Here is a 23,344-nt window from a genome sequence, read left to right as displayed (position 1 = left end):
TATAACAGGAGAGTTAACATGCAGCCTTTTCTCAAACGATTCTTTCCCTCCATTTTCATTTCAAAGCTGCTGAAGGTATTTGGTTTCTTAATTGCCAGAGTGCATTTGCTCCTATTACCTCTACTTATATTATTTTATTTTGAATATTTAGCTCGGGATAGTGTAGAAGCCATGTTTACTTGGAGCTGGGAGCAGCCGATGCCTTTCCGGCTTAACTACATCATTGTGTTGGCTTTGTTCCTGCTGTTTATAAGTATTTGCGGTAGGACCTGGATGGCTTATTTGGCGTTAGCAGCGATTATGACGATAATTGGCTTCGTAACCGGTGTTAAGCTCAAGTTTCTTGGAGTCCCCTTGATGCCATGGGATGTTTTGTTGAGTAAAGAAACGGAAGCTATTTCCACGTATTTAACAGGTATTTGGGACTGGATATTGCTGAGCTGGAGCTTTGGGTTTATTGCCATTAGCTATCTGCTGATTCGGTGGGTTCCGCGATTTAATATAAAAATCAAATGGCCAGAAAAAATTATTTTATTGGGGATTTCCTGCTGTATATTATTCAGTGTATATGGCGAAAATCCGCTCGATTTGAAAAATAACTTTCATATTTTTAATGTCACCTGGGATCAAGGACAGAATTATAGATTAAATGGTTTTCTGGTTGCGACTACTTTGAATCTTAAGCTAGCTTTTGTACCCAAACCTGTGGATTATACGGAAGCACATATGAAAGAGCTTATTCAAAGTGTTCCACGCAGAACGAATATTGATCAAACGGTTAAACCTAATATTATTGTTATTCTAAGTGAATCATTATTCGATCCAACTCTGTTGCCCAAAGTGAAGTTTGAAAAAGACCCTATGCCTTTTATGCGTGATCTGATGAAAAATTACTCAAGTGGCTTAATGCTTTCACCCCAATTTGGTGGTGGAACAGCCAATGTTGAGTTTGAGGTGCTTACAGGAAATTCAATGAGGTTTACACCACCTGGCTCCACACCTTATATCCAATATGCTAATCATGGCATTGATTCCTTAGCAAGTATTCTAACAAGGCAGGGTTATGAAGCTACTGCAATTAGCCCTTTTTTTAATTGGTTTTACAATAGTAAGAATGTGTATAAGAACTTTGGATTTTCCCACTATATTAGCCTTGAGTTTTTTGAACAACATTTTAAAGGGCATGAAATAGCCGATGTAGAGGTAACGAAGAATATTATCGCCCAAACCGAAAAGTCAGCAGGCCCTGACTTCATTTTTGCCAACACGATGGAAAACCATCAGCCCTATGATGCGGATAAATTTTATACAAACCCGATTAAAGTGACAGGTGATATAAGTAAGAAGGGATTAGGTATGCTGACGTCCTATACGACAGGAGTAGTCGATGCGGATCTCATGCTTAAAACGTTGGTTGAGTATTATACGGTGAAGAAAGAGCCTACCATTCTCGTATTCTTTGGTGATCATAAGCCTGTTTTGGGTTCGAATTATGGGGTGTATACGGAAACAGGTTATTTTAAGCCGAATGATACGGGGCGTTTAAGAAAGGAATTCGATGTGCCCCTGGTTGTTTGGAACAATTATCTCCCAAAGCATAAGGATGAGCTGGATATTAGTCCTGCATTTCTTGGCTCCTATGTATTGAATCTGGCGGAAAAGGAAGGCACGGCATATACGGATTATCTCTATAATTTCTCGCAAAAGATTCCGATTATTCCACCTTCCTTCTATTATGAAGGCTTTCATATCGAGCAGAATGAGCTTAATCCTTATAAGCTTTTTCAATATGACATGATGTTTGGGAAACAATATGTTTTGAAAGACTACCCACAGCCAATCGTCAATCCTACCTTTAAATTAGGCTATGACAAAATGGTTATAGATTCATTGGATCCTAAGCAAGTTACAGCTGGAGTGGCATTTCAAACCGTGGGCGATGAATCAATTATAACAATATCAGGCCGCAATTTTGTTGAGAAGTGTGAAGTTTATGCCAATGGAAAGCCATTGGATACTCGGCTGCAGGGCGACGGTAAATTGAAGGTATACATTCCACAAAAGCTCATAGATAAGCCTGGTGAAATTACTTTTGTGGTTAAAGTTTTGGATTCGCAAGGTATAGTCGTAGCTGATTCTGAGCCATTTAAGCTAAAAGTCGCAAAGGGATAAGGATAATTTTACAGCGAATACCAAGGAAGATTTCGGAGAAACTAAGGCTGTAGTCCCAATGATATTTAAGGAGGCCATTTAGTTGAAGAATAATAAGAATGATTCAATGGAACAAAAGAACCAAAGCATGAAAAATAAAAGCGATGATGCGCAGAAAAGCAAAGCTAATATCATCGACCCAACGGATAAAAAGCTGCATGCGCCTAACCGTCCTTCGATTTAACTTTTGAGAGAAAATGTCAGTTCGCGATTTATTCGTGGGCTGATTTTTTTTGCGAATGTTTAGACTAATGCGATATCAAATTAATACTCGATATGGCGGATAATAGCCTCTAAATCTTGCGTTTGAACACCCTTCATGTTATTATATCTTCGAATACACGGATGAATTTATTAAAAGTTTTGAAACGTTATTTGCACATTTTAGTCTCACAAGCGGTCATGGCGGAATTGGCAGACGCGCACGGTTCAGGTCCGTGTGGGCTTACCCCCGTGGAGGTTCGAGTCCTCTTGACCGCACCAAACTCTCAAGCCCAACTCTTCCTAGGAAGAGTTCTTTTTATAAATAAGAGATTGACAAAAAAGATCCATTTGTTATAAAATTAAATTATAATTTGAATACGTATTCAAAGTTGAGGTGTCAAGGATGATCTCATCCAAAGATGTAGCCAAGAGGGCTGGTGTTTCACAGCCTACCGTTTCACGTGTACTTAATAATCCAGAGAGTGTTAAACCGGAGAAACGGAATAAGGTCCTGCAAGCAATGGAAGAATTGGGTTATTATCCGAATTTGATTGCCCGCAGCCTGGTTACCAATTCGACAAGAACGATTGCGCTAATATCCGGTACGCTTAAGAATGGATTTTTTGCCGAAACAACGGACTCGATTATTCATATTGCTAAGCAAAAAGGGTATAAGACCATTGTATATTTTGAGGATGAGAATGAGGATGAAATTACAGATTATTGGGATTCGATTATGGGGCATAAGGTGGATGGTATCCTGTTATCGCTGATCAGACTTGATGACCCTAATCTGAAGAAATTAGTTAATTCACAGATCCCTTGTGTCTTTTTTAACAGAAGGCCTCGCAATGAAAGCAATTTTGTTGTACTCGACAATGTAATGGCGGCTAGTTTGCTTACTCAGCATTTGTTGGATTTGGGACACCAAAGAATTGCTTATATTTCTGGGAAAACAGATGTATCGACATTTAACGAACGCAAGCTAGGCTTTGAAGAAACTATGCAACAGTCCAAGATTAAGCAGATACCAGAGCTGATACATTTTATTAATACTTCCAACGATGAGATAGATCAATTGATACCTAAGTTGATTCATAGGGCTGAGCCTCCAACTGCGATTATTTGTGCTACAGATGCTATGGCGTTAATTTGTATAGATATTGTGATGTCTATGGGGCTGCGTATACCAGAAGACATCAGTATTGCCGGAATTGATGATACACGTATGGCTTCACATCAAGCTTTTCAGCTTACGACTGTAGGTCATCAAAAGCTTGCTATGGGAGAGATTGCAGCATTGAATCTAATTGAGATGATTGAAGAAAGCAGCGCTCAAGAGCCATTACGGCAGATTATTCTAAAGCCGGAGCTAGTTATCAGGAAAACAACTGCGCATTTAGTTAAGTAAGGAAGAGTAGCGGCGGTTAATATTCTTAAGCTCTTCTGAACTGGCATTCTCAGAAGCAAATTTTGAATACGTATTCAAAAAAGAATTTTCTTGGAGGTAGACCCTAATGACGAAATGGATAAAAGCAGGAAAAAGTCAATCAGAGCTTCTTGAGTATGACCAGAATGTAAATGAAACAGTACGCGGAATTATAGAAAATGTGGGGAAACACGGGGATAAGTCGGTTCGAGAGCTGTCTGAGAAATTTGATCACTGGTCTCCCGAACAATTCAGGTTAAGCCCAGAGCAGTTGGATGAAATCGTCGCTCGAGTACCAGAACAAGTGAAGACAGATATACGCTTCGCACAAACCCAGGTGCGTAACTTTGCCGAAAAGCAAAGAGCAACCATTCTTGATCTTGAAGTAGAGACGCTTCCAGGTGTTATTCTCGGACATCGCAATATTCCGGTTAATAGTGTAGGCTGCTATATTCCCGGAGGGCGTTATCCTATGGTCGCATCTGCACATATGAGTATTCTTACAGCCAAGGTTGCCGGTGTGAAACGGGTGATTGCTTGCACTCCTCCCATGAATGGAGTCATTCCTGATGCCACGGTTTGCGCAATGGTCTTTGCAGGTGCAGATGAAATTTATATTCTTGGAGGTGTGCAAGCCATGGTCGCCATGGCGCTTGGTACTGAAACCATTAAATCTGTCGACATGCTAGTAGGCCCGGGAAATGCGTTCGTTGCTGAAGCCAAACGTCAATTATATGGTAAGGTCGGGATTGATTTATTCGCAGGTCCAACTGAGGTGCTGATTATTGCAGATCATACGGCAGATGCAGAAATGGTCGCGTGTGATATTCTCGGTCAGTCCGAGCATGGGCCAACGTCACCCGGTGTATTAATTACTACTTCGGAAAAGCTCGCCTATGAAACAATCGACGAAATCCAAAGACAGCTGCTAACGCTATCGACTGCAGATATTGCAAGTGTTGCTTGGCGAGATAATGGAATGATTATTCTCGTTGAAAGCATTGAAGAAGCAGTTATTGAAGCTGATAAGCTAGCCTATGAACATGTTGAGGTTCTTACTGAAAATCCGAGATATTTTCTGGAGCATTTAACCAACTATGGCGCCTTGTTTCTTGGACCAGAAACAAATGTAGCTTATGGTGATAAAGCGATTGGCACCAATCACACATTGCCGACAAAAGGAGCAGCACGTTATACAGGCGGACTTTGGGTAGGTAAATTTCTCAAAACCTGTACCTATCAGGAATGTACCCCTGAAGCAAGCGCTTTGGTTGGAGAATATGTAGCAAGGCTATGTGAGATTGAAAATTTTGCAGGGCATAAAGAGCAAGCGCTCTTGCGTGTTCGCCGTTACGGGAATAAGTAATGTGTAAAATAAGAGGATGAAAACTTGACAAGATTGTTGCTACATTGACAACATCCCTTGCTCAATGATATTATTTGGCAAGCACCACAACACATTCGAGCGTGCACCCCGATTGGGGTGCTTTATTGTATAAATAAGCAGATTTACAACGGGAAAGGGTCGATACATACATATGGAGAATTATAAACATACAGTAGCTTCATTAATTGCCTCTCAATTAGAAGGAATGGAAACAGCCGATGTACTGGAGCTGCTCGAGTATCCGCCGAATCCACAGATGGGCGATCTTTCTATGCCTTGCTTCAGGCTAAGTAAAACCTTGCGTAAAGCGCCATTGGTGATAGCGGAGGAGTTGCAGCGCAGCATCCCAACTCATGAAGCTGTCGAGCGGATTGAAGCTACAGCAGGATATTTAAATATCTTCCTCCAGCCAGCCGTTTTTGCTAAAAATGTACTAACTGAGGTTTTATCCGCACAAGAACAATACGGCTCGCAGAATCTCGGGCAAGGTAGGAAAATTGTTATTGATTATTCATCACCTAATATCGCTAAGCATTTTCATATTGGGCATTTGCGTTCAACAATGATTGGAAATGCCTTATATCAAATATACTCGTTTTTGGGCTACAAGGTTATAGGTGTCAATCACTTAGGAGATTGGGGCACACAATTCGGTAAATTAATGGTGGCTTATCGTCTCTGGGGAGAAGAAGCCATAATTAAGGAAGACGGAGTGACAGAACTACAACGGCTTTATGTGAAGTTTCATGAGGAAGCTGAGGAAAAACCAGAGCTAGATGACGAAGCGCGTGCTTGGTTTGTTAAGCTAGAGCAAGGCGATGCAGAGGCAAATCGACTTTGGAAGTGGTTTGTTGATATTAGCTTGCAGGAGTACAACAAGATTTATGAATTGTTAGGCGTGAAATTTGATTCATTTGCTGGAGAAAGCTTTTATAATGATAAAATGGCTGAAGTTATCCAAGAGCTTAACGATAAAAATATGCTTGAGCAAGACGAAGGCGCTACATTGATTCGGTTGGACGATTACAATATGCCGCCGGCTTTGATGATGAAAAAAGATGGTAGTACGTTGTATCACACACGTGATGTGGCTGCTGCGTTATATCGGAAAAAGGAATATGATTTTGCCAAATCGATCTATGTGGTCGGTTCTCCGCAAAACTTGCATTTTCAGCAGATTTTTAAAATTGTTGAATTGATGGGATATAGCTGGGCTGAGGATATGGTCCATGTTGGCTTTGGCCAAGTGAGCCTTGAAGGCGCTAAGCTGGCAACACGTAAAGGAAATGTAATTATGCTTGAAGATTTGCTGCGTCAGTCTGTTGATAAAATTCGCGAAATTATGGACAATAAACATTCGGTTATACCTAATAAAGATGAAGTGGCAAGGCAGGTTGGAGTTGGAGCTATTATTTTTAATGATCTCAGCACAAATAGGTTGAAGGACGTAGTATTCTCATGGGAAGAGGCGCTTAATACAGAAGGTGAAACAGGGCCTTATGTGCAATATACCCATGCCAGAGCTTGCAGCGTTTTACTAAAAGCTGGAGAGCTTCCTATAGCGGATAGTGTTAATTTTGAGTTATTGAGTAACATAGAGGCAGTTGGAGTGGCAAAGGAATTGTACTTCTTCGTCGAAAGAATTGAGCAAGCGATGAACAAGCTCGAGCCTTCGGTAATCAGTCGCTACCTGGTCGATTTAGCTCAAGCCTTCAATCGCTTTTACCATGAATGCCCTATACTTAAAGCTGAGAATGAAGAAATACGTGCTGCAAGATTGGTATTAGTGCAAGCAGTCAAGATTACTTTACGAAATGGTTTAAAGCTGATTGGACTGGAAGCGCCAGAGCAAATATAATTAGATAACCGTTAATAAGCAACTAAGTCAGAGGGAAGCCTCTGGCTTTTACTTGTTCATATTGAGTTCATAGAATTGGAGTATGCTCATAACAGTAGATAGATACTAACTAGGGAGTGGAAGCAAATATGAACAAAACCAAGGAAACAGGGAATTGGCGATCCTTTTATCGATTGATTAGAGATACAAAGCCATCCAAGCTTCTATTAAGTATAGCGATTGGCTTAAGTGTAATAACATCCATAGGTGGATTGATTATTCCATTGTTCACAAAGAATCTAGTAGACGGTTTTTCGTTGGATAACATTCACCCTAGCCAGGTCATACTTATGGCTTTAACTTTCGTTTTTCAGGCGGTTGCCTCAGGGGCATCGATTTATCTTTTAACAAAGATTGGGCAAAAAGTAGTAGCTACGCTGCGAGATCAATTGTGGAAAAAGCTGCTCATACTGCCTGTTCCTTTTTATGATAAAAATCGTACAGGTGAAACAATCAGCCGAGTTACTAACGATACAGGTGTAGTGAAAAATTTGATCACCGAACATTTAACTAGCTTATTTACAGGCCTAATCTCCATTGTTGGATCTATTGTGCTTTTGCTGTATATGGATTGGCGGATGACATTGGTCATGCTTACCGTGGTTCCATTTTCACTATTAATTCTTATCCCAATGGGTCGTCAGATGCATAAGGTTTCACGTGGTCTGCAGGATGAGACTGCTAGATTTACGGGTATATTGAATCAGGTCCTATCAGAAATACGTCTAGTTAAGTCTTCAAATGCAGAAGCAAACGAATATAAAAGCGGTAAAAGCGGAATAACCAACCTCTTTCAGTTTGGATTGAAGGAAGGTAAGATTCAAGCTATAATTGCACCTCTAATGTCCTTGATCATCATGGCTTTGCTTGTTGTGATTATTGGTTATGGGGGAATGCGTGTATCCTCAGGTGCGCTTACAGCAGGAGAATTGGTTGCATTTATTCTCTATCTGGTGCAAATTATTATGCCGATGGGTCAATTGACCTCCTTTTTTACTCAGCTGCAGAAATCTATTGGGGCTACAGAAAGAATTATTTCCACACTAGCAGCGGAAGAAGAAGATCATACCGCTGGACGTGAACTGATTAACGCAAGTCAGCCAATTAAAGTCGAGCATTTAACTTTTGCCTACGAGAATGGTGAAAATATACTCAATGATATCAATTTTACAATGGAAGCGGGCAAGGTTACGGCAATTGTCGGACCTAGCGGAGGTGGGAAGACGACGATCTTCTCGATGCTGGAGAGGTTCTACAAAGCCCAATCAGGTGTGATTAAATTAGGATCTGATCCAATAGAAGAATTCTCCTTGCAGTCATGGAGGAGTAAAATAGGCTATGTTTCTCAGGAAAGCCCACTGGTTGCAGGGACAATAAGTGATAATATTAAATACGGATTAGAACGTGAAGTCAGTGAGACTGAGCTGCGAAAAGCGGCAGAAATGGCTTATGCGGACCAGTTTATAGATGAATTTGCAGATGGTTATAACACAGAAGTTGGCGAAAGAGGGATTAAGCTCTCAGGTGGACAAAGGCAAAGAATTGGGATAGCTCGGGCTTTATTAAGAAATCCACAAATTCTGATGCTGGATGAAGCGACGTCTAGCTTGGACAGCAAATCAGAGGTTTTTGTGCAAAAGGCGCTGAAGAATCTGATGAAGGGCAGAACTACCCTGGTCATTGCCCATCGCTTATCTACAGTTGTAGAAGCAGATCAAATATTATTTATTGAAAAAGGCCGTATTACCGGAAGCGGCAGACACGATCAATTGCTTACTACACACACCATGTACCGAGAGTTTGCTGAGCAGCAGCTGCAGATCAAAGAATTGGTTTCAGTAATGGAGGTGAGCTAATTTATGACCAAAATATTGATTGTCGATGATGACCCTCATATTCGTGAATTGTTGAGGGTGCTTTTGCGAAATGAAGGCTATGAAATCTATGAAGCAGAGGATGGTTTGCTAGCTCTTAGCTTACTTGAGTCGATTAAAGTGGATATGGTGATTCTGGACATAATGATGCCTAACATGGATGGCTGGGAGCTCTGCCGAGAAGTAAGAAAACAATATGATTTGCCAATGCTTATGTTAACCGCCAAAGGAGAAACCATGCAGAAGGTCAAAGGATTTGAGCATGGGACCGATGATTATCTAGTAAAGCCGTTTGAGCCTCAGGAGCTATTAGTGCGTGTGAAAGCAGTCCTTAAGCGTTATCGGATTGCGGTTTCGCAGACTGTTCAGTTTGGAGATTTGATCTTAGATCGTAAGACATTTGAAATATCGATTGGCAGTCAAATTCTAAACCTTCCGCTTAAAGAATTTGAGCTTTTGTTTAAACTAGCAAGCTATCCAGGCAAAACCTTCTCTCGTGAACAGCTGATTGAACAAATTTGGGGCTATGATTATGAAGGGGATGAGCGAACGGTAGACGTCCATATTAAACGAATTCGCGAGCGTTTTCCAGAAGAGCAGCATTCCTTTAAAATTAGTACGATTCGCGGATTGGGTTATCGTTTGGAGGTTCGGGGATGAATGATGAGCGAACGAAGAAGCGACATGAGCAAAGATTAAGGCAAGAGCAAAAGCGAGAGCGGAGACAGAATTATTCGCGTGGTAAATTGCATGGGGATAATCAGGAGCTAGCAAAAACCAAACTTACTAAATGGCATATTATCAGGGGCATACTTGGTATTATAGCAGTGTTTAGCTATATTCTAATATGTTGGACGCTTGCCTATTACCTGACACCGCATCTCTATGATTGGCTGAATAAACACCCACATCCGTTTGCGAAGCAGCTAATTAATTCTGTTCTTGGTTTTTTTCTTTTTGGATTAACCATTACGATCATTGGCAGTTTAACCGCACCTAAACGCATGGCAGGGTTAAAAGTTATTATCGATGGAATTAGACAAATAGCTAAAGGCAATTTCGCTGTACAGCTTCCTGTTAACCATAGAGGGGATCCATTCACAGAAATCGTGACAAGCATTAATAATATGGCACTTGAGCTCAGTCAGATGGAGCAAATGAGACAAGAATTTATTTCAAACGTTTCTCATGAAATCCAATCTCCGCTGACTTCAATCAGTGGATTCGCTAAAGTGCTGCAGAATAGCGAGCTGGATCATTTGGAACGAGTACATTACCTGAGTATCATTGAAGCCGAAAGCTTGCGACTAGCTAAACTAAGCGAAAATTTATTGAAGCTAACTTCATTGGAGTCGGAGCATCATCCGTTTGAAATCAAGCGGTATCGCTTAGACAAGCAGCTGCGCAACCTGATTCTGGCATGTGAGCCTTTATGGGTGGATAAAGGAATTGAAATGGATATTGATTTGGAAGACATTCACATACATGCAGATGAAGATTTGATGAGCCAGGTTTGGGTCAATTTAATTCATAACAGCATTAAATTCACACCGCAAAATGGGGCTATTCAGATTTCTGCTCATAAGCAGCTTAATGATGTGATTATTAAGATTAAGGATACTGGGCTGGGTATTGCGGAGGAAGATTTAGCTTTTATTTTTGACCGTTTTTATAAGGCGGATAAATCACGTAATCGCTCCACTACGGGCAGTGGATTAGGACTCTCGATTGTTAAAAAAATAATCAACATGCATCAAGGGACAATCCAAGCGGAAAGCCACTTAGGCGAGTGGACAGAAATGACCTTGAAGCTTCCTTTGGAGCAGTGAATGGAAAGTTATGGTTTACTGGATTAAGAAACTCATGTACAATTTAAGAAAGCGGAAGCACCGCCAAACGTAGATTAGCTGCGATTTGGTTGGTGCTTTTTTTGTTGTGAATTTATTTATGGATGGGAATTGTTTTTTCCTGAGGTTTACGAGGCTATTGATTTCAATTATGTGACTTTTTTATCGGAGGAGGTATTTACAGATGTTGTTTTAGGTGAAAGCCGAATAGTAGATGTATTGATTGAAACGAGACTTAAGAATGAAGACGCGCTTATAATCGTTCATTTTGAATCGCAAGCACAATATCAAGAAAAATTTGCCGAGAGGATGTTTATCTACTTTAGCCGGTTATTTGAAAAGTATCGCAGGCGGATTATTCCAATTGCAATTTTTAGTTATAAACCTCTGAAGAATGAACCAGCTAGCTTGATATGTCTTTCTCTTTTATGAAAATTCTAAATTTTAATTATTGTATAATTGAATTGCGTAAGAAAAAATGGCGTGATTATATCCAACAAAACAACCCGGTTGCTGCTGCATTACTAAGCAAAATGAGGTATAATAAAAAAGAACGTGTATATGTTAAGGTTGAGTTTTTGCGGATGCTCGTGAGGTTGAAGCTTGATCCTGCAAAAATGCGATTAATTACTGGTTTTTTTGATACGTACTTAGTGCTAAGCAAAATAGAGGAACAAAAGCTTCAGAATGAAATACAAAGGCTGGAACCAGATGAGGAGGAAAAGATTATGGAGCTGAAGACCAATTGGGAAAAGACAGCGGAATTGAAAGGTAAGCTAGAAGGAAAGTTAGAAGGTAAGCTAGAAGGCAAGTTGGAATATGGGCGTAAATTCATTAGCAAATTAGTTAAGGCTCATTTTGGCGAGGATTGCACAGACATGCTCTTACAAATTGAAAACCTCAGCAATCTCGAAATTCTAGAGCAATTGACAGATGAGTTATTTCGTAGCTCTCAGCTGGAGGACACAAGAAAACTAATAAATGAAGCCTACGAGAAGCAACAAAATCTAAACTAAATAAATTGGTTATGACCACTTAAAGGTAGAATCCTAAAGGTGGTTTTTTTTTTAGCTTTACCTTCACCTAACGTTATAGTTTATAATGAGTTGTAACAAGGAGTGAATGATATGCAAATCAATGAAATTGTGCAAAAGTTGAATATGACTGCGCGGGCTATTCGATTTTACGAAGAAAAGGGTTTGATCTCACCGCAAAAGCAAGCAATTAACCAATATCGTGTTTTTACAGAGCAGGAGGTTTGGCGCCTGCAGACTATCATTGCTTTGAGAGAGGTTGGAATGAACTTAGAGGACATCAAAAGTGCACTCGAGCAAATGGAAGGAGGCGATTATGACGAGCTGCAATATTATCTAGAGCTTCAGAGATCAATGATGTTCTCGCAATGGTTGGAATATAAACAGATGATTGCAACCACGGATGGATTGATCGACTTGCTCAAGCAAGAAAAGAGTTTACCGCTAAGCGGCATATATGAGCTTGCGGAAGGATCTAAACGTTTAAGGAATGTGCGAAAAAACTGGCGGGATCAATGGGATTATGATGGACGAGCGGTTACTCATGATCAAGTAGTAGCCAATCTAGATGAAGATAGGGATCCTGAGTACAAGGATTATGCGGAAGCTTTAAGCTCAGTTGCCGAAACCATTTCACCACAAACAGGTGAGGTAGGATTGGATTTGGGGACGGGGACAGGAAACCTGGCTGGACAATTTCTGGCAAGCGGCATAACAATGTGTGGTGTGGATCAATCCAAAGAAATGCTGCGGCAGTGTCGGCTTAAATTCCCACATATGGAGACTAAGCTAGGCAATTTTCTGGCGATACCTTATTTGGATGATCAGTTTGATTTTGTAGTGAGCAGCTTCGCATTTCATCATTTAACTAATGAGCAGAAGCAGTTATCTTTGCAAGAAATGGAACGTGTGCTCAAACCAAACGGGCGGCTTTGTCTGGCTGATTTAATTTATTCGGAAGCTGAGAATGAGATTAAACCAGCAGCAGGAGCGGGTAAATTTTATGCAAGCTTAGCCGATTTACTCACTTGGTTCGATCAGCATGGATTTATGGTTCAATATAAACAAATCAACTCTCTGCTGCATATTATTCATGCGATTAAAGCTTGATTAGCTGAGATTGTAGGAGTATAGTGGAGAACATTTTAGGGGAAAATAACTCTATAATGTTCGTTAAACAGCTCGGAGGTGAATCGGATGGCCGATAAGGGTGAGGAATTGGTGCAGTACATTACTGAAAAAGTGGCTCATTACATGGACACTCCTAAAGAAGAGCGCAAACGGAACCGCAAACTGCGAAATTCCAAGGAAGCTTGGTTGACTCGCTGGTTCGGAGTGGTCCCATTCGCGTTCTCGATGTGGCTGGATCAACGCAAGAAAAAGCTAAAACGTCGTTAAGGGTAAAAAGCGCCTGCTTCGAGTAAAGAGGACAAAGGAAGGTAACGTGCGCCTTCATCATCCAAAGCAATATAAATTTGATCACCATTCCATAGCTGGTAGCCGGTCAGGGCAAAAGGATGTATTACAGAATGGTTATATAGCTTGCTCATATAAGTTAGCTTTGGATGTGCTTTTATGGCAAGCTTTAAATCAGCTAACGTCTTAACCTTAAGTGGGTTGCCTTTTACCCACGAAAGCTTCTCGAAGGGATCGTAGGCTGGAGTTACGATGCTTTCTTTGAGCTGCGATGAGCTTAGATTAGTAATTACTTCTGTTGATGCTCTAGAATTTAGTAGTTGAGCTGAATTATCAAGCTGATTGACTGTAATAAGCTTCTCACCTGTTTTGCCATCGAAATAATAAACCTCTGAACCGTAAGATACCCGCCAAAAATTCTCTAGTGTATTCAAAATGAAACGTTCCTTCAACCAGCTTGTGTCAATTGTAAAATCAGCTAATGTAAATGATTGATCAATAAGTGCTTGCTGCATCATCGACTGATACAGCGTATTGAAGCTGAATAAAGGCTGAGGACCAAGTCCATATTCCAGAAGCTTATAATGCTTGCCATCTTCCATGGCACCAACAATAAGATAACCAACCTCGAGACTATCTTTTCGTATCACAACAAGCCAGCTATGGGTACCGGGACCAACGGGAAGGCTCTCCCATTTAGCTTTTTTCCAAGCATCAAAGCCAGTTTCATCACTTAGAACAGTTATCCAAGCTTTAATCGCACTCTTTAAATTCGTCGAATCAGATATATCTTGGGGTACTTGTATAGCTTGTCCATCAACAACGTTATTCAAAGGGATAGGTGTGTGGTCTGTAGATCCCACCATACTGATGATGAGTAGTGGAATCCAGAGTAAAACCAATTTCATGATAGCTTTCGCCTCCAGGATTAGGGTCTGACACGATTCACAAGCAATCGTATAATTCTATTGTAAAGGGGAGCTGCTAAAATATTTGTTGGCTTGTTGTAGGCGAAATGTAGTCTTTAACAGGTGAATTTGTAAGTCCTTAGCGTTAATCATCAGTTGATGCTAAGTTGGGGGATTTTGAGATGAAATAATCCGCAGTTAATGGCAGCTGCTTCGATCCGCGGGTGATATTGTGAATTGATTTCTTGCTGACGTTTCTGATATTGCTCCGAAACCTCAGTTTTATGCTCCTCTTCAAGCGATGCCAACAATTCAATGTAATAATCATCCATTCGGCTTTGCTCTACCTTTAAACGTTCCCTTGCCTCAACTGCCCAGCTATGATCATACACTTTCAGCTTATTCTCCATATATTGCTCAGCTAGCGCAGCCGTTTTCTGCAAGGTCATTTGCTTAGGCTGAAGATGTACATTTAAGGGAAGGCGAGGCGACAGCTTTTTCTTCAAAAGAGTCTGGTGAAAGTTCTCGACAATTTCACCAGAGTTTAAGGAGATACCCAGCGAATGGAGCTCACTGCGCTTCATATCACAGGTGAACTCAACTTTATAGTTGATTCCAAGCCAAGTGCTGTATCCCACAGGTGGCTTGCCTTTGGGAGGATTAACGGGAGACGCCTCAAACAAATTTATCCATCGCCCTTTGTTATGAACCGAGCGGAAAACTTGTCCCAACCTAGGACTACCAAAGCTAACCTCATGGCGTTGAACTCTCGCAGCGAAGTCTATTACACCGGGACCACCCATTACTGGCGGCTCCAAAGTATTATTCAATGGGTCAAAGATGAAGCAATACGTCATAGTTTCTGGCTCAATCCCCATCCGTTCAACAAAACCCCAATAGTAGGAACGTTGAGTGAGCTCTTTATCTGCTTGAGGTGAGAGCTTGACTGTGACGTAACCAACGCCTTTTTCAATAATATGGCAATTAGTAGCTTGTAAATATTGCATCATAAAGCTTTCAATCTGCGTTGCATTCATTCTTTCGGCTCACCCCTTAGTAGCTTCAACAAAAGCCTCACCCCATTCATTCAGCTTGGTTTTGATTTCTGCGTCATTAGTTGCTTCTAGAATGATTTTCGAAAGGTGGCTTTCGAGCGATGACTTCTTTTCGATTTTCTCTAGAATGACATCCAATCCGCCAATAACCAGCTCGAACATATTGATTTTTTCGTGCAGCAGAGAAACGATATGCTCTTCTATCGTGCCTGTCGTTGATAAATTATAGATTTTGACATCATGGGTTTGACCTAAACGGTGGACACGGCCAATTCGCTGCTCGACCCGCATGGGATTCCAAGGCAGATCGAAATTAATCATATGGTGGCAGAATTGCAGATTAATGCCTTCACCACCAGCTTCTGTTGCGACCAGTATTTGTGCTCGCTTGCGGAATAAATCCATCATCCAGTCCTTCTTGCCGCGACTCATCCCTCCACGATATGGAACCGCAGTGATCTGGCGATCTTTAAAGAATTTCAACAAATATTCCTGCGAAGCGCGATATTCCGTAAAAATGATCACCTTGTCGCCAATTTCCTGAACTAGTTCAAGGGTTTTATCGGCTTTGGTATTGGACTGGATGCTTTTGATTTTCTCGACTAACCCCCAGATTTCTGCTCTTAGCGGAGAGTCAACGGCTGTCTTTTTAAACAAATTGACAAGTGTGACGAATACCGCATCTCGACTGCTGCAAACCTCACGCTGCAGTGTTACGAGCGAAAGTGCGCTAACAATATCGCCTCCGCCTTCACGATAACGCCCCTTTACATAGTTGGTTACACCATCGTAAAGAGCTTGCTCATCCTCTGAAAGTGTAAGTGGAATGTTGCGCACATGTCGTTTAGTGAAAGAAATGCCGCCATCGCTACGGCGATTGCGAATCATGACCTTGCCGAGCTCTAGCTGCAATAGATCCTCGTTTTTTGGGATTCTTTTATCGACGACAAAGCTGCTTTGGAAATGACTTAACCCCCCGAGCTGTCCAGGTTTAAGAATATTAATTAAATTGTATATTTCGCTAAGATCGTTTTGGATAGGTGTTGCAGTTAGAAGTAGACAATACTTTTTGTGGAGCTGATTGACGAATTGATAGTTGGTTGTTTTCTTGTTTTTGAGCTTATGGGCTTCGTCAATGATTAGCATGTCATACTCCATATTGAGTACGATTTCACGGTGCGGATCTCGTTTAGCTGTGTCAATAGAAGCAACTACAATATCATTTTGTTCCCACATATATTGTTTTTTCTGTGCTACTGCGGGGATACCGAATTTTTGGTTCAGCTCGCGCACCCATTGCAGCACTAAAGAAGCGGGTACCAATATCAGTACCTTGCGGATTAAACCACGTATTAAATATTCTTTAAGAATAAGACCGGCTTCGATGGTTTTGCCTAAACCGACTTCATCGGCAAGGATTGCACGACCGCGCATTTCATGCATAACTCTGCGTGCAGTATCAATTTGATGAGCCATAGGCTCCAGCTGCGGGATATGCTTGAGGCATAATAATTCGTCAAAGCTAGCAATGAGCTGAGCCTGCTCAGCTTCATAAGCCAACTGATACATTTGCCAATCATCCCAGGGACCATTCTGATCAATCCGATTTTGCATTTCTGTTACCCAACTGCGATCCCATTGCAGAGAGGGCTGATCCTGTTGAATCATTAGCCGTTTGGTCGGCGCCATAATCGCCATCATTCAACCTCCTGAGTATTACCTGAGCTAAGCTATTTCTAGAGAGTTTGCTGGTTCAGCCGAGCATTCGCTCGTAAAATATAGTATGATCCAATTGCAGGCATTTCATAACTTACAGCAAGAAAGGAAAACAAAATGGAGACATGGAGATTTATTCGTTCGGGGCTAGGTAGCCCAGCGTACAATATGGCAATGGATGAAGCGATAACAGTGGCACATAGTGAAGGAAAGGTTCCGCCAACCTTGCGGTTTTACGGCTGGAATCCGCCAACCTTAAGCATAGGCTACTTTCAAAAAGCGGCAGCAGAGGTAGATTTGGAGGCAGCGGATCGACTGGGGATTGGTTTTGTCAGGCGGCCTACAGGCGGTCGAGCAGTACTGCATGATCAAGAATTAACTTATAGTATTATTGTTGCCGAGAATTATCCAGGTATGCCAAGCGGGGTTACGGAAGCTTATCGAGTATTAAGTGAAGGCTTGCTGCGAGGGTTTATCAAGCTCGGATTAGATGCTCAGATGATGCAGCTGGAGAGTGGGGCTAAGCGCGAGGCTAATGCAGTGACTTCCGCAGCTTGCTTTGATGCACCATCGTGGTACGAGCTTGTCGTTGAAGGGCGCAAGGTAGCGGGCAGTGCGCAAATGCGACATAAAGGCGCCGTGCTGCAGCATGGCTCGGTTTTATTGGAGCTGGATGTGGATCAGCTCTTTGATCTGTTACGCTTTCCTAATGATGCGGTGAGACAGCGCATGCAGAAGTCTTTTCACAGCAAAGCTATAGCGATTAATACATTGCGCAGCGAGCTTGGGTTGAGCCGAGTGACATTGGATGAGGCGGAAGCGGCTTTTCAGCAAGGCTTTGCTGAGGGGATGGATGTGCAGTTTGAAGCGGCAGAACCAACGGAGTATGAGGTTGCTTTGGCAGAACAGCTGATGGTTGAAAAGTATGGAACTACGGAGTGGAATATGCGGAAGTAGTGGCTGATAACGAATAATGTGTAGTTTGAATAATTGTATTTAAAACCACTAAAAGTTTGTTTTTTAGTGGTTTTAAATGTATTTTAACGGGGAGATAGCTTGGTTGTAAGTAACTAACTCAGAAATTTCAACTCAAACGCTTCTTGAAGCCGCTCCGTTATAGGGCCGATAACACCATCGGCTACTTTTTGCTGATCTATCGCAACCACTGGAGTAACTTCCACGGTAGTTCCCGTAATAAATACCTCGTCTGCAGAACGCAGTGCATCCAAAGTAAAAGGCTCCTCCAAAATGGGCAGCTCCAGTTCTCTGGCTAAAGCTAACACAATAGCTCTAGTGACACCATGCAAAATCAGATTGTTAGCAGGATGAGTATGCAAGACTCCATCTTTGACCATCATCACGTTCGACAGGCTGCATTCTGTGACTAAACCATCCCGATGTAAAATGGCTTCATCTGCTCCGGCATCAAGCGCTTCTTGTTTAGCGAGCACGTTTGGTAGTAAGTTGAGTGTTTTTAAATCGCAGCGCAGCCAACGAATATCGGCTACTATTTTCACAGTAATCCCTTGCTTCATTATATGTACGGGGCGTTTAACTTCATTACAATGGGCGTAAACAACTGGCTCTGATTTTAGCGGGAATGCATGTGCTCTTGGCGCTGCTCCCCGGGTAATCTGCAGATAGACAGTGCCTTCGATAATCTTTTCTACTTGCAGTAACGAATTTAGCTTCTCTTCTAGAAGCTCAATGGAATAAGGGAGCTGAATTTGGACTGCTTCCGCTGTTCGAATCAATCTTGCGAAATGCGCCTCTTTGGCAAAAAGCTCACCCTTATAAACCCGAAACATCTCGTAAACACCATCACCAAAATTGTAGCCTCGATCGTCTGGCGAAATGTGAATCGATGATTTTTCAACGATTTGATCCTGAAATAGTATCATAAGCAACCTCCAATGAAACAATAATCAATATTGTACCATTTGATCATAAGACTGTGAAATAAAAAAGCTTGATAGCAAGAGAGAATGCAAGATAATAGAAGAGAATAGCCTCTCAAATTGTCTAAATCGTCTAAATTTTTATCGATATGCACTATATAGAGGAGTATAATAGAAATAATATACAAGATATAGTTTGTGGGAGGATGTTCTTATGGATACTGTGCAGACCACGAGATTAGAAGGATTAAGCGAAAAGATTTTTCTCGATCGTTATGCTTTAAAGGATGCAGATACCAATAATACCAAGGTTGGCGATCTGGTATTAGCTTTAACTAAAGACGATGCCAAATTTCCGGCTAAAGAAGTTGGAGAAGTCATTAAACGCGAAGGCAATCGAGTTTCAATAAAGCTTAGCAGTGGCGATATTATCGAAACAACCATTGAGAAGCTTACTTTGACCAAAGAAAAAACACCAGACCAGCTCTGGAAGCGTCTGGCTGGAGCAATGGCATCTGTAGAATTTACTCCCGAGAAACAAAAGGAATGGACCGATAAATTCAAATATATTTTGCAGGATTGGAAGCTTGTGCCTGGAGGACGTATTGCTGCTGGTGCGGATGCGAGTGATGAATTAACACTGTTTAATTGTTATGTAATACCATCTCCACAAGACAGTCGTGGCGGGATTATGAAAACATTAACTGAAATGACTGAAATCATGGCACGCGGTGGTGGAGTGGGGATTAATCTTTCCTCTTTAAGACCACGGAGAGCAATTGTTAAAGGAGTCAATGGTGCATCAAGTGGTGCTGTTTCATGGGGAGGATTATTTAGTTATGCTACTGGTTTGATCGAGCAGGGTGGTAGTCGCCGCGGAGCATTAATGCTGATGATCAATGATTGGCATCCCGATCTAGTCGACTTTATTACCGTCAAACAAACGGCTGGACAAGTTACCAATGCTAACTTATCTGTTTGCGTAAGTAATGGTTTCATGAAAGCGGTCAAAGAGGACTTGGATTGGGATTTGGTTTTCCCAGACACGAATGATGCAGATTACAATACACTGTGGGACGGCAGCCTCGAAAAGTGGAAGGCACTGGGTAAAGCGGTCAAGCTCATTCAAACCGTAAAAGCACGCGAGGTATGGAAAATAATCATCGAGTCAGCTTGGAAATCAGCCGAGCCCGGTGTGGTTTTTATGGAGCGATATAATGAGATGTCTAATAGCTGGTATTTTAACCCGATTATTTGTACTAATCCATGCTTTCATGCAGATACTCGCATTTCAACTGAATTTGGTTTAATTCGGATTGATGACCTATTTAATAAAGTGGGCATGGGACATTTTTTGGCAGCTACGGATGATCGAATCATGAATGAAGTTCAAGTGGTTAATGGGCGTTCCTATGCAGTCCCAGGCACAACTATGCGGAGGGCTCGTGTTTTTCCAACTGGGGTTAAACAAACTCTGAAGATAGAATTAGCAAATGGGATGGAGCTTAAAGTTACACCTGATCACCGAATCCTTACACAATTAGGTTGGAAAGAAGCCAAGGATTTAACTTATGAGGATCAAGTATACATCCAATCTGGAGCAGGGCAATTTGCAGCAGAAGATGAGCTGGGTAGAGATTGGGGCTTATTTCTTGGATGGCTTACTGGGGACGGCTGGATTTCACAGCGTGGAGATATTGGAATGGTTTTTGGCAAAGAGGATGAAGAAGTCGTAGCCCGAATGGTTGAAATTGGACTAAGATTAACAGGAACGGAAGCTAAAGTATTCGAAAGAGAAGGCGGAACGAAGCAAGTTTATTGGTGGAAAAAACATTTTAGAGACCAGCTGCTAAAGCTTGGTGTGAAACAAGTAAAAGCTCCAGAAAAAGAGGTCCCAGCTGCATTATTTACTTCTACTCGTGAAACCGTAATTGCATTTATCCAAGGATTATTCAGTGCTGATGGAACCGTATATGAGAATGATGAAATGCACCGATCAGTTAGACTTACATCCGCTTCACGTAAATTGCTTCAAGATGTTCAATTGTTGTTGCTTAATTTTGGGATCCATGGACATATCTATAGTCGAGCCAAGAATAATCAAGCTCAATTTACTTATCGCACAATCGATGGAGTCGATAAGTCATATGAATCTAAAGGATTCTTCGAGTTAATTCTGAGTGGCAATAACATTCTTGAGTTTCAGATGCAGATCGGGTTCTCATTATTAAATCGTAAGCAAGAAGCATTGGAAAGAATCGCACGTCCATCACGTAAAAGCGAGAAATTCATCTCTCAAGTAAAAATCATTACAGAAGGTGAGGCGGTAATGGTTTACGATGTCAATGAGCCAGCGACTCATTCTTTGATTGCTAATGGGGTTGTAGCTCACAACTGCGGAGAACAAGGCCTACCAGCATGGGGAGTTTGCAACCTGGCTGCAGTTAATCTCTCTAAATTCTATGATGCTGACAAACAAGATGTAGCATGGGATGAGCTCGGAAAGGTGGTGCGTTATTCCACACGTTTTTTAGATAATGTTATCGATAAGACACCGTATCATTTTGAGGAAAATAAAGAGAATCAACAAGGAGAACGTCGAGTAGGTTTAGGAACAATGGGACTTGCTGAGTTGATGATAAAGCTAGAAATTCGCTATGGCAGCCCAGAATCACTCACTTTTTTGGATAAGCTTTATGGCTATATGGCCAAAGAAGCCTATATCGCCTCAGCCGAGATTGCTGAAGAAAAAGGCTCATTTAAGCATTTCAAGCTGGATAAATTTCTCCAAAGCGGCTTTATGAAAAATATGGTCAAAATATATCCAGAAGTTGGAGCAGCGATTGAGAAAAAAGGCATGCGCAATGTTACTGTAATTACTCAAGCACCAACTGGCAGTACAGGAACGATGGTCGGAACATCGACAGGGATTGAACCCTATTTCGCTTTTGAATACTTCCGTCAAAGTCGCTTGGGTTATGATAAACAATTAGTGCCGATTGCGCAGAATTGGTTGGATAAGCACCCTAATCAAGAACTGCCGGATTACTATGTAACATCAATGTCTCTATCGGCTGAGGATCATATTCGTGTACAAGCAGCTATTCAAACATGGGTGGACAGCTCTATTTCCAAAACGGCAAATTGTCCAGCAGACTTCACCGTAGAAGAAACTGCACGATTGTATGAGCTTGCTTTTGACCTAGGTTGCAAGGGAGTGACGATTTACCGTGATGGTAGCCGTGATGTCCAAGTGCTTTCCACCGAGAAAAAAGCAGCTGAAAAAGAATCGGCTGTAGCTGCCGCCTTACCCGAAGAAGAATTAGCTGCTGAGGAAGCTTCAGCGAATATTAGCATTAAAAATCAGGAAATTCACGACAAGCAATATAAAAGTCGTCCGCAAATTCTGAGAGGTGCAACTTACAAAGTAAACACACCATTCGGAATGGCTTATATCACAATTAATGATTTAAACGGCATTCCAAGTGAAATCTTCTTGAATGTAGGTAAAGCAGGTTCCGACGTCTTCGCAATGTCCGAAGCGTTAGGCCGAGTTTGCTCCTTGTTCCTCCGTTATGGAGATCACGGCAATAAAGTTAACTTGCTGATTAAACATCTTAAAGGTATTGGCGGTTCAGGTGCAATAGGCTTTGGAGTTAACCGCGTTGAATCCATTGCGGATGCAGTAGCTAAATCATTAGAGCTCCATAATGAAGGCAGCAATAACGGATATGTTTCGGTTGTTCATAACCCGACAGCACCCGAAGCAGCCACACTGGATTATGATGTAACTGTTCCAAGTGTACACACGTCCAGTACTTCGAGCAAAGATATATGTCCATCCTGCGGATCTATTTCATTGATCAATATAGAAGGTTGTAAAACGTGCAGTAATTGCGGGTATAGTAAGTGTTGAGATGAAAAAAAGGCTGAGAGGCCTTTTTTTTGTGTGTAGACATCCTCAGACTGAAGTCAGCTCTGTAACCGAGACTGTGGAAACTACTAAGAATCCTGAGAGTTCTGGTTACGGAGAATAATCTGACAGTCGAGCTACAGCTTATTTTCGAGAAATAAGCTTGGTTGTAGAGAAGCTTTTAACCAGAACGAATCTATTCGTTGCGGGTTAAAGTTTTTTACTGTCTTGGCACATTCTGTGCTTCCTTGAGCAAAACTGCTGGCTTCAAATTGCAGCCTCTCATGAAACAAATACGATAGAATCTTAATTGGATTCGTGCGGTCTGGAGTGGGAGCTACCATTATCTCGAAAACACTCTTTGAAATGTACAACTTCAAAGAGCTGATATGATCCCTATTGCGAAACCTACGCTTTGCAGAGAAATAGGAGTTATATTTCATCGTGTTAAACAAATAGGAAAGGCTGCAAAGGGATTTATTGATATATAAATAACACATGTAGAAAAGCTAAGAAATAATTAAGATTTCCACTACATCATAATTAAGATTTTTT

19 protein-coding genes and 1 tRNA gene are annotated in these 23,344 nt (G+C 41.5%); 15 read left to right on the top strand and 5 right to left on the bottom strand.

Annotated elements, in window-relative coordinates; genetic code table 11:
• Positions 1–18 precede the first annotated feature (18 nt).
• From EHS13_RS22200 to EHS13_RS22145, 13 genes are all read left to right on the top strand, one after another.
• The gene (locus EHS13_RS22200) at positions 19–2,172 is read left to right on the top strand and encodes an LTA synthase family protein (protein ID WP_155702485.1); all 2,154 of its coding nucleotides are present in this window, start codon (positions 19–21) and stop codon (positions 2,170–2,172) included.
• An 82-nt stretch (positions 2,173–2,254) separates the two neighbouring features.
• Positions 2,255–2,395 carry a hypothetical protein gene (locus EHS13_RS22195; protein ID WP_155702484.1) on the top strand — a complete coding sequence of 47 codons (141 nt, stop codon included), beginning with the start codon at positions 2,255–2,257 and terminating at the stop codon, positions 2,393–2,395.
• Between the two features lie 212 nt (positions 2,396–2,607).
• Positions 2,608–2,694, top strand: a tRNA-Leu gene (locus EHS13_RS22190).
• Positions 2,695–2,818: 124 nt separating this feature from the next.
• Positions 2,819–3,826 (top strand): LacI family DNA-binding transcriptional regulator, encoded by a 1,008-nt coding sequence (locus tag EHS13_RS22185; RefSeq protein ID WP_155702483.1) that lies wholly within the window; start codon positions 2,819–2,821, stop codon positions 3,824–3,826.
• 106 nt (positions 3,827–3,932) lie between these two features.
• Positions 3,933–5,210, top strand: coding sequence for a histidinol dehydrogenase (gene hisD, locus EHS13_RS22180; RefSeq protein ID WP_155702482.1), 1,278 nt, complete (start codon positions 3,933–3,935; stop codon positions 5,208–5,210).
• 172 nt (positions 5,211–5,382) lie between these two features.
• Positions 5,383–7,089: an arginine--tRNA ligase gene (argS, locus tag EHS13_RS22175; RefSeq protein ID WP_155702481.1), complete on the top strand. Its 1,707-nt coding sequence runs from the start codon at positions 5,383–5,385 to the stop codon at positions 7,087–7,089.
• 128 nt (positions 7,090–7,217) lie between these two features.
• Entirely contained in the window at positions 7,218–8,984 is a 1,767-nt protein-coding gene (locus tag EHS13_RS22170) for an ABC transporter ATP-binding protein (RefSeq protein ID WP_155702480.1), read from the top strand.
• Positions 8,985–8,987: 3 nt separating this feature from the next.
• Entirely contained in the window at positions 8,988–9,662 is a 675-nt protein-coding gene (locus EHS13_RS22165; RefSeq protein WP_155702479.1) for a response regulator transcription factor, read from the top strand.
• On the top strand, positions 9,659–10,831 hold the full coding sequence (locus tag EHS13_RS22160) for a sensor histidine kinase (protein WP_155702478.1): 1,173 nt from the start codon (positions 9,659–9,661) through the stop codon (positions 10,829–10,831). Before EHS13_RS22165 ends, EHS13_RS22160 begins: the two co-directional genes overlap by 4 nt.
• A gap of 171 nt (positions 10,832–11,002) precedes the next feature.
• The gene (locus EHS13_RS36260) at positions 11,003–11,281 is read left to right on the top strand and encodes an RpnC/YadD family protein (RefSeq protein WP_227013478.1); all 279 of its coding nucleotides are present in this window, start codon (positions 11,003–11,005) and stop codon (positions 11,279–11,281) included.
• Complete coding sequence (locus tag EHS13_RS22155; RefSeq protein WP_155702477.1) at positions 11,278–11,865, top strand: RpnC/YadD family protein; 588 nt, start codon at positions 11,278–11,280, stop codon at positions 11,863–11,865. Before EHS13_RS36260 ends, EHS13_RS22155 begins: the two co-directional genes overlap by 4 nt.
• Positions 11,866–11,976: 111 nt before the next feature.
• Entirely contained in the window at positions 11,977–12,993 is a 1,017-nt protein-coding gene (locus tag EHS13_RS22150; protein ID WP_155702476.1) for a MerR family transcriptional regulator, read from the top strand.
• A gap of 87 nt (positions 12,994–13,080) precedes the next feature.
• Positions 13,081–13,281, top strand: coding sequence for a YqzE family protein (locus tag EHS13_RS22145; RefSeq protein ID WP_155702475.1), 201 nt, complete (start codon positions 13,081–13,083; stop codon positions 13,279–13,281).
• Here the strand turns inward: EHS13_RS22145 and EHS13_RS22140 are convergent.
• From EHS13_RS22140 to EHS13_RS22130, 3 genes are all read right to left on the bottom strand, one after another.
• Complete coding sequence (locus tag EHS13_RS22140) at positions 13,278–14,207, bottom strand: hypothetical protein (RefSeq protein WP_155702474.1); 930 nt, start codon at positions 14,205–14,207, stop codon at positions 13,278–13,280. The two genes, EHS13_RS22145 and EHS13_RS22140, sit on opposite strands and share 4 nt — an antisense overlap.
• 152 nt (positions 14,208–14,359) lie before the next feature.
• A complete protein-coding gene (locus EHS13_RS22135) occupies positions 14,360–15,244 on the bottom strand; it encodes a YqhG family protein (protein ID WP_155702473.1) in 885 nt (294 codons plus the stop codon).
• A gap of 9 nt (positions 15,245–15,253) precedes the next feature.
• A complete protein-coding gene (locus tag EHS13_RS22130; RefSeq protein WP_193571548.1) occupies positions 15,254–16,960 on the bottom strand; it encodes a DEAD/DEAH box helicase in 1,707 nt (568 codons plus the stop codon).
• 135 nt (positions 16,961–17,095) lie between these two features.
• Between EHS13_RS22130 and EHS13_RS22125 the strand changes: the two genes are divergently transcribed.
• Positions 17,096–17,935: a lipoate--protein ligase family protein gene (locus EHS13_RS22125; protein ID WP_155702472.1), complete on the top strand. Its 840-nt coding sequence runs from the start codon at positions 17,096–17,098 to the stop codon at positions 17,933–17,935.
• A 113-nt stretch (positions 17,936–18,048) separates the two neighbouring features.
• On the opposite strand, the gene dat is transcribed toward EHS13_RS22125, so the two are convergent.
• Positions 18,049–18,879 carry a D-amino-acid transaminase gene (gene dat / locus EHS13_RS22120; protein ID WP_155702471.1) on the bottom strand — a complete coding sequence of 277 codons (831 nt, stop codon included), beginning with the start codon at positions 18,877–18,879 and terminating at the stop codon, positions 18,049–18,051.
• A 211-nt stretch (positions 18,880–19,090) separates the two neighbouring features.
• On the opposite strand from dat, the gene EHS13_RS22115 reads away from it, so the two are divergent.
• Positions 19,091–22,792: an LAGLIDADG family homing endonuclease gene (locus tag EHS13_RS22115; protein WP_155702470.1), complete on the top strand. Its 3,702-nt coding sequence runs from the start codon at positions 19,091–19,093 to the stop codon at positions 22,790–22,792.
• 134 nt (positions 22,793–22,926) lie between these two features.
• Here the strand turns inward: EHS13_RS22115 and EHS13_RS22110 are convergent, their stop codons facing one another.
• Positions 22,927–23,232 (bottom strand): hypothetical protein, encoded by a 306-nt coding sequence (locus EHS13_RS22110; RefSeq protein WP_227013477.1) that lies wholly within the window; start codon positions 23,230–23,232, stop codon positions 22,927–22,929.
• Positions 23,233–23,344 lie beyond the last annotated feature (112 nt).

It is taken from the genome of Paenibacillus psychroresistens, from assembly GCF_009728935.1.
In the GTDB taxonomy this organism is placed as follows: domain Bacteria; phylum Bacillota; class Bacilli; order Paenibacillales; family NBRC-103111; genus Paenibacillus_AC; species Paenibacillus_AC psychroresistens.
This window is presented reverse-complemented; position numbering and strand designations above follow the sequence as displayed.